The organism is Streptomyces sodiiphilus, assembly GCF_039529215.1.
Classification (GTDB): Bacteria; Actinomycetota; Actinomycetes; order Streptomycetales; family Streptomycetaceae; genus Streptomyces; species Streptomyces sodiiphilus.
The window spans coordinates 432,911-444,894 of record NZ_BAAAMJ010000010.1 but is presented as its reverse complement, the minus strand read 5'-3'; the positions used below and the strand labels follow the sequence as shown (position 1 = coordinate 444,894).

The following is an 11,984-nucleotide window of genomic DNA, read 5'->3' as shown; positions in this document are numbered from 1 at the left end:
GACCCCCGAAGAAGAGGAGTGCCTCATGGCCGCCCACACCGACCAGGCGTTCGACGCCGAGGAGTTGCGCACCGTCGTCGCCGAGGCGCTGGAACTGCCCGTCGAGGAGGTCACCGACGACGCCCGCTTCAAGGAGGACCTGGAGGTGGACTCGCTGATCTCGCTGGAGATCGCTGTCCGGGTCGAGGAGCGCTACGGCGTGAAGATCGACGAGTCGCGGCTGGCCGAGATGGGCAGCTTCCGGCTGGTACGGGAGCTGATCGAGGCCGAGCTGAACGGCGCGTCCGCCACATGACCGGCGCCGAAGCCGCAGGCCGGGCTCCCGCGACTCGCCCGGTGGCCCTGGTCACCGGCGGGTCGCGCGGCATCGGGCGCGCCGTCGTCGCCCGCCTCGCCGAGGACGGGTACGACATCGCGTTCTGCTACCGCTCCGACGCGGAGGCCGCCGGGGAAGCGGCCCTGATCGCGGAGAAGGCCGGGGCCCGGGTCCTCCACCGGCCGGTCGATGTGGCCGACGCCGCGCAGGTGAAGGAGTTCGTCACCGCGGCCGAGGAGAACCTCGGGCCGCTGTCGGCCGTCATCACCTCGGCCGGAATCACCCGGGACCGTCCGCTCGCCCTGATGGCCGAGGAGGAGTGGCGCTCGGTCATGGACACCAACCTTGACGGCACCTACAACGTCTGCCGGGCCGCCGTGTACCCGCTGGTGCGCCGCCGCCGCGGAGCCGTCGTCACGCTCTCCTCCATCGCCGGCGTGCACGGCAGTGCGGGCCAGACCAACTACGCGGCCTCCAAGGCCGGGATCATCGGCTTCACCCGTTCCCTGGCCAGGGAGTGCGGCCGCTACGGCATCCGCGCCAATGTCGTCGCGCCCGGTCTGATCTCCACCGACATGACAGCCGATCTCCCCGCCGAGGTCGCCGAACGGCACCTCAAGAGCATCCCGCTCGGCCGGGCCGGCACCCCGCAAGAGGTCGCCGACCTGGTCTCCTTCCTGGTCTCGGACCGCGCCGCCTACATCACCGGCCAAGTCGTCGAGATCAACGGCGGCCTGCCGAGCTGATGGGCACGGGGCCCGGCACCGGACCCGGGATGCTCGGCGCCGCGCCCGGTGGGAGGCGGGGGGCACCGCCGGTACGGGCATCCCGGCGCGCGCGTCACATCGTCGGCCACCCCCACCACACCGGGCCCGTGAACCTGCGAGCCGGCCATCCCTCACGGAGGGATGGTCAAGAGTGGTACGGCAGACGGGGCCGGCGGCTGGGACGGTTCCCTGGGAGCTGTCGATCAATATCTCCTTGATCTACTCCTTGGCGGGCGGAGGTGTCGGGTGGCCTGCGAGGGAGGCGAGTTGCTGCACGGTGGTTGTCGTGAGCCCGCCGGTGACCCTTCGCATTGTGCGCGCAGCGGAGGTTACGAAGAGGAGCAGAATGCCGGACGCTGCTCGCCGGATGAGCGGCGAGCAGCGCGTTCGGCGTCACGGTCGTGTGGTGGGAAGGGCTTCAGCTCTCCGTCCTGGCGACACCGACCGGGCAGCTGACGCCCGTGCCGCCGATGCCGCAGTAGCCGGCGGGGTTCTTGTCGAGGTACTGCTGGTGCTCCGGCTCGGCCGGGTAGAAGGGGCGGGTGCCGGCGGGCAGGATCTCGGTGGTGATCTCCGGGTAGCCGGCGGCGGTCAGGACGCGCTGGTAGGCGTCCCGGGAGGCCTCGGCGGTGACCTGCTGCTCCGCCGAGTGGGTGTAGACGGCCGAGCGGTACTGGGTGCCGGTGTCGTTGCCTTGGCGGAAGCCCTGGGTGGGGTTGTGTGACTCCCAGAACAGCCGCAGCAGCTCCGAGTAGCTGGTGCGCCGCGGATCGAAGACGACCCGGACCGCCTCGGCGTGGCCGGTCAGTCCGCTGCACACCTCTTCGTAGGTGGGGTGGGTGGTGTGGCCGCCCTGGTAGCCGACCAGGGTGGTCCACACACCCTCGGCCTGCCAGAACTTGCGCTCGGCGCCCCAGAAACAGCCCAGCGCGAAGTCCGCGGTCTCCATGCCCTCCGGGTACGGGCCCAGCAGCGGGTTGCCGAGCACGGTGTGCCGCTCGGGCACCTGGAAGACAGGTGTGTCACGGCCCGCGAGCGCCTCGTCGGCACCGGGGAGACGGTTCTTGAAGCCGTAATGCATCGCGTTCTCCTGTTCCGGCGGCGCTACTGACGGGCAACGGCGATCGCCCGGTAGGCGGCGTACTCGCCGGCCGGGTTCTCGCTGTTGATCCAGGGCACCGCACCTACATAACCGTCCACGGCGCGCACCTGTTCCACCGCTTCGGCGTAACGTTCGGCACGCACCAGGAAGTACAGCAGCAGGTGCCGCACGTGCGGCTCCACGGGGTGGCCCTGCCGGACGTTGCCGACGGCGTACTGGGCGGCCTCGATGGCGTTCCGGATGACCGCGCCCTGGTACATGCTGGGCGAGAGCTGGACGTCGGGCAGGTGGTCGTGCACGGCGAACAGCGGCAGCGCGGGCAGCAGGCTGCCGGCCGGCGCGGAGGCCGCCGCGCTCTGGGCGAAGCCGTCGGCCTCGGCGCGCGAGCCGTGCCACTTCTCCGACCAGTACGTCAGCGCCGCCAGGTGGGCGCCCATGTGGCGGTTGTCGCGCTGCAGGACGCGGGACCACACCTCTTCGAACTCCGGCTTGCCGTAGCCCAGGCCGCGCGCCACGAACAGCTCGGTGATGTGCGGGACCGGGTCGCCCGGCTTCAGCTTCGCCGCCTCCTGGCAGACCGCCCGGGCCTCCTCGAAGATGATCCGGCTGTCCGCCGAGCCGGTGTCCGACATCGCCTGCCACACCAGGAACTGGGCGTAGACCTGGGCGCCGCCGTGGTCCCGGGGCTCCTCGGCCCGCCAGTTGCGCAGCCAGCCGGCGTCCCGGCGCTGCTCCTGCTTGCCCAGCGAGACCCGGTCGGCGGCCTCCTCGGCCGCCTCGGGGCCGCGCTCGGCCTGCCACTGTGCCAGCTCCATCGCCGCCGCACCGGCCAGCGACAGCACGCGCTGCCAGCGCAGCTCGCTGTCGTCGGTCAGGGCCAGCAGGTGACCGGCGGGGCGCCAGTCCTGGGTGCGCTGGGTCTCCTCCAGGGCGGCGACGAGCTCGGGGTCGGGGCCCGGCAGCCTGACGTCCAGTTCCTCGACGGAGACCAGCCCGGTGGCGGCCTCCGGGCGGCCGCCGCCGTCCGCGTCGCCCTCCTTGCTCAGGGACACGCCGGACTCCTGCTGCCCGCCGGCTGCGGACCAGCCCTGCGGGCCCGGCCGGTACTCGGTGGCTTCGGCGGCCCGCTGGAACTCCATGCGTTCCTTGCGCCGCCGCAGGGCGGGCAGTACGAGCACGCCGAAGATGGCGGTCAGGGCGATCATCAACAGCAGGGCTTCCATGGTGGCGCGGCTCCCGTGGACAGCGATTCGACGGTGCGGACACCCTATGACCCGGTGCGGTCGTGGGATGCCTCCACCGTACGGCGCATTACGGTTGACCCATGAGTGAGCACCCCAGCGATCAGCAATTCGAGACCCTGGCGATCCACGCCGGGCAGGAGCCCGACGCGGCCACCGGAGCGGTGGTACCGCCGATCCACCAGGTCTCCACCTTCAAGCAGGACGGCGTGGGCGGCCTGCGCGGCGGCTACGAGTACAGCCGGTCGGCGAACCCGACCCGGTCCGCCCTGGAGGAGAACCTGGCGGCCCTGGAGGGCGGGCGGCGGGGCCTGGCCTTCGCCTCCGGGCTCGCGGCCGAGGACTGCCTGCTGCGGACCGTGCTCAGCCCGGGTGACCACATGGTGGTGCCCGATGACGCCTACGGGGGCACCTTCCGGCTGATCGCGAAGGTGGTCGAGCGCTGGGGGGTGCGCTGGTCGGTGGCCGACACCTCCGACCCGGACTCGGTGCGGGCGGCCCTGCGCCCGGAGACGAAGCTGGTGTGGGTGGAGACCCCCTCCAACCCGCTGCTGGGCATCACCGACATCGCCATGGTGGCGGAGATCGCCCGGGGGGCAGGTGCCCGGCTGGTGGTGGACAACACCTTCGCCAGCCCTTACCTGCAGCAGCCGCTGGCACTGGGCGCGGACGTGGTGGTGCACTCCACCACGAAGTACATGGGCGGCCACTCGGACGTCGTCGGCGGCGCGCTGATGACGTCGGACGCGGCCCTGGGCGAGGAACTCGCCTACCACCAGAACGCGATGGGCGCGGTGGCCGGGCCGTTCGACGCCTGGCTGGTGATGCGCGGCATCAAGACGCTGGCGGTGCGGATGGACCGGCACTGCGCGAACGCGGCCCGTATCGCGGAGGCGCTCGAGGCGCACCCGCGGGTGAGCGCCGTGCTGTATCCGGGGCTGCCCTCGCACCCGGGCCACGAGACGGCCGCCAAGCAGATGCGCGCCTTCGGCGGGATGGTGTCGTTCCGGCTGGCGGACGGCGAGGATGCGGCGGTGGAGCTGTGCGATCGCACCAAGCTGTTCACGCTGGCCGAGTCGCTGGGGGGCGTGGAGTCCCTCATTGAGCACCCCGGCCGGATGACGCACGCCTCGGTGGTGGGTTCGGCCCTGGAGGTCCCCGCGGACCTGGTACGGCTCTCGGTGGGTATCGAGTCCGTGGACGATCTGCTGGCGGATCTCGGCCAGGCTCTCGGCTGACCGTCCGCGGGGGCCCGGTGGTTCAGGAGGCGGGCGCCGGCGGGAGCGGGCGGCCCGGGGTCACTTGGGGAGTGACCCGGTCTGCCACGCGAAGTAGGCGGTGTTGAAGCGGGTGAGGAGCGCGCGGAAGGATTCGCGCTCCTCCTCCGTCCAGTCCTCGGTGAGCAGCTCCAGGAGCCGGCACCGGGAGTTGCGGACCTCTTCGAGGCGCTCGCTGCCGCGTGGGGAGAGGTGCAGGACGACGGCGCGCCCGTCGTCGGGGTCGGAGGTGCGCCGGACGAGACCGGAGTCGACGAGGGGGGCGACCTGGCGGGTCACGGTCGAGGAGTCGATGCCCATGCCGGACGCCAGTGCCTTGACTCCGGTCGGGCCTTCCTCGTCCAGCCTGCTGAGCAGGAGATAGGCGGCGCGGTCCATGGAGTTGCGGGCGGCGCCGAGTCCGCCCAGGCGGGTCTGTTCCGCGCGCCGGGCGAAGACGGCGACCTCGTGCTGGAGCGCGTCGAGCAGTGGATCGGGTCCGGTCTGTGGGGTGCTGGATTCAGGTGTCATGTCCGGGTTCAGGATTGAGTGTGGGGACAGCCGGGGAGGGATGCGATGACTGAGGGTTGCGGCACAGAGTACGCGTCCTCGGGACTGCCGCGTGCCCATTGTCCGGCCGTCGGCCCAGGGGCGGGCGGGGCGTCTACGGCGGGCCGTGGCCCCGGCTGCGAGACTGGCGGCATGGTTGCAGAGCACACCGAGGGCGCCACCCCGGCCCTCCGGCACGAGCCCACCGTCGAGGACGTCCTGAAGGCACAGGGGGTGCTCTCCGGAGTGTCCCGGGTGACGGCGATGGAAGGCAGCCGGTATCTGTCCCGCCTCGTCGGCGCCCCGGTCCATCTCAAGTGCGAGAACCTGCAGCGCACCGGGTCCTTCAAAGTGCGTGGAGCGTATACGCGGATCGCCGGACTGACGCAGGAGGAACGCGCGCGCGGGGTGGTGGCGGCCAGCGCGGGCAACCACGCGCAGGGGGTGGCGCTGGCGGCCACGCTGCTCGGGGTCCGCTCCACGGTGTTCATGCCGGTGGACGCTCCGCTGCCGAAGGTCGCGGCCACCCGGGAGTACGGCGCGCAGGTGCGTACGCACGGCCAGGTGGTGGACGAGACGCTCGCGGCGGCCGAGGAGTACGCGGAGCAGACCGGCGCCGTCCTCATCCACCCCTTCGACCACCCGGACGTGGTGGCCGGGCAGGGCACGGTGGGGCTGGAGATCCTGGAGCAGTGCCCGGAGGTGCGCACCATCGTGGTGGGCATCGGCGGCGGCGGTCTGGCGGCCGGGGTGGCGCTGGCGGTGAAGTCGCTGCGCCCCGACGTGCGGATCGTGGGCGTGCAGGCGGAGGGCGCCGCGGCGTATCCGCCGTCGCTGGAGGCTGGGCACCCGGTGTCGCTGGAGTCGATGGCGACGATGGCGGACGGCATGAAGGTGGGCCGTCCGGGCGACGTGCCGTTCAAAATCATTGGCGAGCTGGTGGACGAGGTGCGTACGGTCTCCGAGGACGCCCTCTCCAGCGCGCTGCTGCTGTGTCTGGAGCGGGCGAAGCTGGTGGTGGAGCCGGCCGGGGCCAGTCCGGTGGCGGCGCTGATGACGGCGCCGGAATCCTTCGAGGGCCCGGTGGTCGCGGTGCTGTCGGGGGGAAACGTGGACCCGCTGGTGCTGCAGCGCACGCTGCGGCACGGCATGGCGGCGGCCGGCCGCTATCTGTCGCTGCGGCTGCGGCTGCCGGACCGGCCGGGGGTGCTGGCCGCGCTGCTGGGGGAACTGTCAGTGGCCGACGCTAACGTCCTGACCGTGAACCACGTACGGACCGATCCGCGGCTCGGGGTGAGCGAGGCGGAGGTGGAGCTGCAACTGGAGACGCAGGGTCCTCAGCACTGCGTAGAGGTGACCGGGGCGCTGCGCCGGGCGGGATACACGGTGCTGGGCTGAACGGGTGCCTTCCGGCCCGTCGATTCCTGTATCGCGATGCATCGCGATACCCTGGGTCGGCGCTCCGGGGGAACCCGGACGTGGGCCGGCGCTGCTTTCGCCCCTCCCGTCCTGTTCGTGTGGGTTTCTTCCTGTGAAGCTCCACCCGCATCGTCCGTACCGCTCATTCGTGAATACTTATTGGGAGACCACATGCCAGGCGCCATATACGCCGAGGGTCTGGTCAAGACCTTCGGTGATGTGAAGGCACTGGACGGCGTCGACTTCGACGTTCCAGAGGGCACCGTCTTCGGCCTGCTCGGGCCGAACGGGGCGGGCAAGACCACATCCGTACGGGTGCTGACCACCCTTCTCCAGCCGGACAGCGGCCGGGCGGAGGTGGCCGGACTCGACGTGCTGAAGTACCCGAACGAGGTGCGCCGCTCCATCGGCCTGTCCGGCCAGTTCGCGGCCGTCGACGAGTACCTGACCGGCCTGGAGAACATCCAGATGGTCGGCCAGCTCTACCAGCTCTCCGCCCGGGACGCGAAGAAGCGTGCCCTGGAGCTGCTGGAGCAGTTCAACCTGGCCGACGCCGCCCACCGCACCGCGAAGACCTACTCGGGCGGCATGCGGCGCCGCCTCGACCTCGCCGCCGCTCTGGTGGTGCGGCCGCCGGTGATGTTCATGGACGAACCCACCACCGGCCTGGACCCGCGCAACCGCCAGGGGCTGTGGGACGTCATCCGCGACCTGGTGGCAGGCGGCACCACCCTGCTGCTGACCACCCAGTACCTGGAGGAGGCCGACGCCCTCGCCGACAACATCGCGGTCGTCGACCACGGCAAGGTCATCGCCCGGGGCACCTCCGACGAGCTGAAGGACCAGACCGGCGGCGACGTCGTGGAGGTCGTGACGCACCGCCGCGAGGACCTGCCGGCCGCCCGGGAGATCCTGGAGCGCCTCGGTGACGGCGAGCCGAAGCTCGCCGAGCACACCCGCAGGCTGTCCGTGCCGGTGTCCGGCGGCGCCAAGCTGCTCGCCGAGGTCCTCAGGGAGCTGGACACCCGGGGCATCGAGATCGACGACATCGGGCTTCGCCGCCCCACCCTGGACGACGTCTTCCTGTCCCTGACCGGACACAGCGTCGACTCCGGGGACGACACCACCGGTTCCGGCCAAAACACCAGCGCGAAGGAGCGGGAGCAGTGAGCGTCACCGTCCAGCACACCCCCAGCGCCCCGGCCCAGGCCGGCAGCGGACGCATCGGTCCAGGTCAGGCGCTGCGCGACTCCATGGTGGTCGCCAAGCGGAACCTGCTGAGGATGCTGCGGATTCCTGAGGTCGTCGTATTCGGCCTGGTCCAGCCCGTCATGTTCGTGGTGCTGTTCGCCTACGTCTTCGGCGGCTCGATCAACATCCCCGGCGCGGGCCTGGACGCGGACGCCTACCGGCAGTTCCTCATGGGCGGCATCTTCGCGCAGACGGTCACCTTCGCCACCGCGGGCGCCAGCGCGGGCATCGCGGAGGACATGCAGAAGGGCATCATCGACCGGTTCCGGTCGCTGCCGATGGCCCGGGGAGCCGTGCTCACCGGCCGGACCTTCGCCGACCTCGTGCAGACCGCGCTCATCCTCGTCGTGCTGGCCGTGGTCGCCTTCCTGGTCGGCTGGCGGATCCACGAGGGCGTGCTGAACGCGCTGGCGGCCTTCGGCCTGCTCCTGCTGCTGGGCTACGCCTTCACCTGGATCGGCGCCCTGATCGGCCTGTCCGTGCGCAGCCCCGAGGCGGCCACCTCCGGCGGACTGGTGTGGCTGTTCCCGCTCACCTTCATTTCGGTGGCTTTTGTCCCCTCGGAGAACATGCCCTCCTGGCTGGCCCCGGTGGCCGAGTGGAACCCGTTCAGCGCCACCGTGCTGGCCGTCCGGGAGCTCTTCGGCAACCTTCCCGCCGGATACCAGGCCCCCGACGTCTGGCCGATGCAGAACCCGGTGCTGGCCTCGGCCCTGTTCTCGATCGTGATCATCGCGATCTTCCGGACGCTCGCGGTCCGCAAGTACAAGCGGGCCACGGACTGACCCGCCGTGCGGCGGCGCCNCCCCCGGCGCACCGCGCCGGGGGGCCTCAGCCGTGGTGTTCCGTGCCGGGCCGCACCACGCGGCGCCCGTCCGCGTCGCGCACGGTGACACCGGCCCGGTCCAGCGCCTCCAGCAGCGGAACGGCGACCCGTCTGCTGGTCTCCAGCGCCCGGCAGCACTCGCCGACGGTGAACGGCCCGTCCAGGGCCCGCAGGCGCCCGGCCGCAAGCTCCGCCGCGCCGCGCGGCAGCAGCACCTCGCCGTACTGCTCCAACTCGCCGTGGCCCACCAGCACGGCCACCTGCCGCCGGGTCACGCCCAGTTCCGCCAGCCGTCCCCGGCCCGGCGCCCGGAAGGGCGCGCCGGACAGCTCCTGACGCAGCGCCGCCGCGGCCTCCCGCACCTCCTCCGGCAGCCGTCCGGCGTCCCCGGCGCGGTACAGCCGGCCGTCCCGCACCGTGAACTCCTCCCCGGCCACGGCCTCCACCAGCCGGGTGTCCGGCAGCCCGGTGAGCTGCCGGGCGGCGCCCAGCGGCAGCCCGTAGCCGGAGACCTCCTCGCGCAGCCGCTCCCGCCGCCCGGCGGCGTGCTCCCGGTCCACCACCCAGCCCGCCGCCCGGACCGCGCACTCGGGGACGCGAGCCCCCATCGAGGCGAGGTCCCCGGGGCGGGCGTGCCCCAGCCGCCGCAGCAGCGCCGCCCCGTCGGCCGGGGTCCCGGTCAGCCCTGACAGCGCGCGGGCCCGGGCCGCCCCGGCGCCCCTCCCGGACAGCTCCGGCGGCGTCACGTCGAGCACCACGGCCCCGGTCAGCAGCCGGGAACCGGGATCACGCAGCAGCAGCCGGTCGCCCAGGCGCAGATCGAGCGGGGTGCGCAGGGTCAGCCGGGCGGTGTGGTCGTCGAAGCGGCGCAGCCGGGCGCTGGTCATCGCCGTGCCGCAGTGCACCAGCGGTTCCGCGGGCAGCCGGGGCGGCGGGCCGGCCCGGGGGCTGTCGTCGCCGGGCGGTGCGGGAGCGGCGGGCAGCCGCACGTCCACCACGCCGGTGCGCCACCAGGCGCCCGGGGTCACCAGGGCGTGGCCGCGGCGCACGTCCGTGTGGTGCGCCCGGCGCAGGCCGACCGCCACCCGTGCCGGTGCCGCGACGCGGGGGACGGGTCGGCCCAGGGTGTGCAGCCCGCGCACGGTCACCCGCTGCCCGGCGGGGGAGAGCTCCAGTTCGTCGCCCACTGCCAGCGTGCCCGCGGTGAGGGTGCCGGTGACGACGGTCCCGGCGCCGGGCATGCTGAAGGACCGGTCCAGCCACAGGCGGACCGGCGCCNCCCCCGCCCGCCTCCGGCCCGGAGACGTGCGCGGCGCCCGCCGCGCGGGCGGCCAGCGCGTCGAGCCGGGCGCGCAGCGTCTCCAGCCCGGCGCCGGTGCGGGCGCTGACCGGCACCGCGCCGACGTCCCGCAGAGCGGTGCGGGCGAGCCGGGCCCGCGCGTCCGCCAGGGCCGGTCCGGGGTCGGCCAGATCGCTGCGGGTCACCGCCAGCAGGCCGTCGCGCACCCCGAAGGCGTCCAGCGCCGCCAGATGTTCCTGGGACTGCGGCATCCACCCCTCGTCGGCCGCCACCACGAACAGCACCGCCGGGGCGGTGGCGATCCCGGCCAGGGTGGTGCCGAGGAAGCGCCGGTGGCCGGGGACGTCCACGAAGGCCACGTGCTCCCCGCCGGGCGTGGGGGCCGAGACGAAGCCGAGGTCGATCGTCAGCCCGCGCCGCCGCTCCTCCGCCAGCCGGTCCGGGTCGCTGCCGGTCAGGGCCCGCAGCAGCGTGGACTTTCCGTGATCGACGTGCCCGGCCGTGGCCATCACGTACATGTGCTGCCCCGCGCCGTCTTGCCCGCCGTCGCCCCGGCGGCGGCCAGCACGGCGTCGAACAGCGGACCGTCGTCCTCCTCCGGCACCGTGCGCAGGTCCAGCAGCAGCCTGCCGTCGTGCAGTCGCCCGACGACCGCCGGGCGCCCGCTCCGCAGCGCGCCCGCCGCCTCCGGGCCGAGGGCGACGGCCGCGCTGGGCAGCACCGCCGCGGGCGCACCCCCGCCGCCCACCCGGGCCCGGGAGGACACCGCGGCGGCCCGCACGCCGTGCTCCGCCAGCCGCCCGGCCAGCGACTCGGCCCGGGCCATCAGACCGGCGGGCCGGGCGGCCAGGGCCCGCCGCACCGGCGGGAGCGGCCCGCGCAAGGTGGCCTCCAGCGCGGCCAGGGTCAGCTTGTCCACCCGCAGGGCGCGTGCCAGCGGGTGCCGGCGCAGCCGGGTCACCAGGTCCTCGCGGCCCAGCAGCAGCCCGGCCTGCGGCCCGCCGAGCAGCTTGTCGGCGCTGGCGGTGACCAGGTCCGCGCCGTCGGCCAGGGAGGTCGCGGCGTCCGGCTCGCCGGGCAGCAGCGGGTCCGGTGTGAGCAGCCCGGATCCGGTGTCGTGGACCACCGGGACGCCCAGGCCGGCCAGTTCGCGGACCGGGACGGAGGAGACGAAGCCGGTGACGGCGAAGTTGGACGGGTGGATCTTGAGGACGAATCCGGTGTCCGGGCCGATCGCCCCGGCGTAGTCGGACAGGTGCGTGCGGTTGGTGGTGCCGACCTCCCGCAGCCGGGCCCCGGTCGAGCACAGCAGGTCCGGAAGCCTGAACCCGTCCCCGATCTCGACCAGTTCGCCGCGGCTGACCACGATCTCCCGGCCGTGGGCCAGGGCCGTGGCGGCCAGCACCAGAGCGGCGGCGTTGTTGTTGGTGAGGTGCACGGCCTCGGCGCCCGGCACGGCCCGGGCCAGCGCGTCCAGCGCCGTCCGGCCGCGGCTGCCGCGACGGCCGGTGGCCAGGTCGAACTCCACGTCGGTGCAGCCGGCCGCGGCGGTCACCGCCTCCCGGGCGGCCTCCGACAGCGGGGCGCGCCCCAGATTGGTGTGGACGACAATCCCGGTGGCGTTGATCACCGGACGCAGCCCGGCGGCGGTCGCCGGCAGCGCCGCGACGGCGGCGTCCGCCGCGTCCTCGGGCGGCAGTTCGCCGCCGCGCACCGCCTCCAGCGTCCGGCGGACGACCGCGCGGACCGGCTCCCGCCCCAGCCGCCGCACCGCGTCGGCCAGCCGGGGGTCGGCCAGCACGCTGTCGGCCCGCGGCACCCGCCGCCGGGGGTCGGCCCCCGGCCCGGACGGCCGGCTCCGGTCGGTCTGCTTGGCCACAAGTCACTCCGCCGGGCGCCTACGGGAATCGGACAGCCCAGAAACTACCCCGCCCGCACCGGGGTTGACGCGGCACGG

11 protein-coding genes and 1 pseudogene are annotated in these 11,984 nt (G+C 73.6%); 6 read left to right on the top strand and 6 right to left on the bottom strand.

Translation table 11 applies throughout. From position 1 onward, the window contains the following. Positions 1 to 25: 25 nt before the first annotated feature. Entirely contained in the window at positions 26 to 295 is a 270-nt protein-coding gene (locus tag ABD299_RS07200; protein ID WP_344259674.1) for an acyl carrier protein, read from the top strand. Continuing rightward, the gene (gene fabG, locus ABD299_RS07195) at positions 292 to 1,062 is read left to right on the top strand and encodes a 3-oxoacyl-ACP reductase FabG (RefSeq protein WP_344259673.1); all 771 of its coding nucleotides are present in this window, start codon (positions 292 to 294) and stop codon (positions 1,060 to 1,062) included. Before ABD299_RS07200 ends, fabG begins: the two co-directional genes overlap by 4 nt. A gap of 439 nt (positions 1,063 to 1,501) precedes the next feature. Here fabG and msrA read toward each other — a convergent pair whose 3' ends face one another. Then, positions 1,502 to 2,164, bottom strand: a complete 663-nt coding sequence (gene msrA / locus ABD299_RS07190) for a peptide-methionine (S)-S-oxide reductase MsrA (RefSeq protein WP_344259672.1) — start codon at positions 2,162 to 2,164, stop codon at positions 1,502 to 1,504. Between the two features lie 23 nt (positions 2,165 to 2,187). Beyond that, on the bottom strand, positions 2,188 to 3,408 hold the full coding sequence (locus ABD299_RS07185; protein WP_344259671.1) for a hypothetical protein: 1,221 nt from the start codon (positions 3,406 to 3,408) through the stop codon (positions 2,188 to 2,190). A 101-nt stretch (positions 3,409 to 3,509) separates the two neighbouring features. On the opposite strand from ABD299_RS07185, the gene ABD299_RS07180 reads away from it, so the two are divergent. Then, positions 3,510 to 4,664, top strand: coding sequence for a cystathionine gamma-synthase (locus ABD299_RS07180; RefSeq protein WP_344259670.1), 1,155 nt, complete (start codon positions 3,510 to 3,512; stop codon positions 4,662 to 4,664). 60 nt (positions 4,665 to 4,724) lie between these two features. Here the strand turns inward: ABD299_RS07180 and ABD299_RS07175 are convergent, their stop codons facing one another. Beyond that, positions 4,725 to 5,213 carry a MarR family winged helix-turn-helix transcriptional regulator gene (locus tag ABD299_RS07175; RefSeq protein ID WP_344259669.1) on the bottom strand — a complete coding sequence of 163 codons (489 nt, stop codon included), beginning with the start codon at positions 5,211 to 5,213 and terminating at the stop codon, positions 4,725 to 4,727. A gap of 171 nt (positions 5,214 to 5,384) precedes the next feature. Here ABD299_RS07175 and ilvA point away from each other — a divergent pair, with 171 nt between their 5' ends. The 3 genes from ilvA (at position 5,385) to ABD299_RS07160 (ending at position 8,686) form a co-directional block, all read left to right on the top strand. Then, on the top strand, positions 5,385 to 6,629 hold the full coding sequence (gene ilvA, locus ABD299_RS07170; protein WP_344259668.1) for a threonine ammonia-lyase: 1,245 nt from the start codon (positions 5,385 to 5,387) through the stop codon (positions 6,627 to 6,629). 192 nt (positions 6,630 to 6,821) lie between these two features. After that, a complete protein-coding gene (locus tag ABD299_RS07165; protein WP_344259667.1) occupies positions 6,822 to 7,820 on the top strand; it encodes an ATP-binding cassette domain-containing protein in 999 nt (332 codons plus the stop codon). A 53-nt stretch (positions 7,821 to 7,873) separates the two neighbouring features. Then, positions 7,874 to 8,686, top strand: coding sequence for an ABC transporter permease (locus ABD299_RS07160; protein ID WP_344259817.1), 813 nt, complete (start codon positions 7,874 to 7,876; stop codon positions 8,684 to 8,686). Positions 8,687 to 8,732: 46 nt separating this feature from the next. Here ABD299_RS07160 and ABD299_RS07155 read toward each other — a convergent pair whose 3' ends face one another. From ABD299_RS07155 to selA, 3 genes and pseudogenes are all read right to left on the bottom strand, one after another. Next, on the bottom strand, positions 8,733 to 9,968 hold the full coding sequence (locus ABD299_RS07155; RefSeq protein WP_344259666.1) for a SelB domain-containing protein: 1,236 nt from the start codon (positions 9,966 to 9,968) through the stop codon (positions 8,733 to 8,735). Positions 9,969 to 10,122: 154 nt separating this feature from the next. Continuing rightward, positions 10,123 to 10,536 (bottom strand): annotated as a pseudogene (locus tag ABD299_RS07150) (GTP-binding protein); the annotation flags it as partial. Next, positions 10,536 to 11,906 (bottom strand): L-seryl-tRNA(Sec) selenium transferase, encoded by a 1,371-nt coding sequence (gene selA, locus ABD299_RS07145; RefSeq protein ID WP_344259665.1) that lies wholly within the window; start codon positions 11,904 to 11,906, stop codon positions 10,536 to 10,538. The pseudogene ABD299_RS07150 and the gene selA, both read right to left, overlap by 1 nt. Positions 11,907 to 11,984 lie beyond the last annotated feature (78 nt).

What these genes read in the sequence shown, in the direction of transcription:
- ABD299_RS07200 (WP_344259674.1), top strand. Translation starts at nt 26, where the DNA reads ATGGCCGCCCACACCGACCAGGCGTTCGACGCCGAGGAGTTGCGCACC.
- fabG (WP_344259673.1), top strand. Translation starts at nt 292, where the DNA reads ATGACCGGCGCCGAAGCCGCAGGCCGGGCTCCCGCGACTCGCCCGGTG.
- msrA (WP_344259672.1), bottom strand. Translation starts at nt 2,164, where the DNA reads ATGCATTACGGCTTCAAGAACCGTCTCCCCGGTGCCGACGAGGCGCTC.
- ABD299_RS07185 (WP_344259671.1), bottom strand. Translation starts at nt 3,408, where the DNA reads ATGGAAGCCCTGCTGTTGATGATCGCCCTGACCGCCATCTTCGGCGTG.
- ABD299_RS07180 (WP_344259670.1), top strand. Translation starts at nt 3,510, where the DNA reads ATGAGTGAGCACCCCAGCGATCAGCAATTCGAGACCCTGGCGATCCAC.
- ABD299_RS07175 (WP_344259669.1), bottom strand. Translation starts at nt 5,213, where the DNA reads ATGACACCTGAATCCAGCACCCCACAGACCGGACCCGATCCACTGCTC.
- ilvA (WP_344259668.1), top strand. Translation starts at nt 5,385, where the DNA reads ATGGTTGCAGAGCACACCGAGGGCGCCACCCCGGCCCTCCGGCACGAG.
- ABD299_RS07165 (WP_344259667.1), top strand. Translation starts at nt 6,822, where the DNA reads ATGCCAGGCGCCATATACGCCGAGGGTCTGGTCAAGACCTTCGGTGAT.
- ABD299_RS07155 (WP_344259666.1), bottom strand. Translation starts at nt 9,968, where the DNA reads ATGCCCGGCGCCGGGACCGTCGTCACCGGCACCCTCACCGCGGGCACG.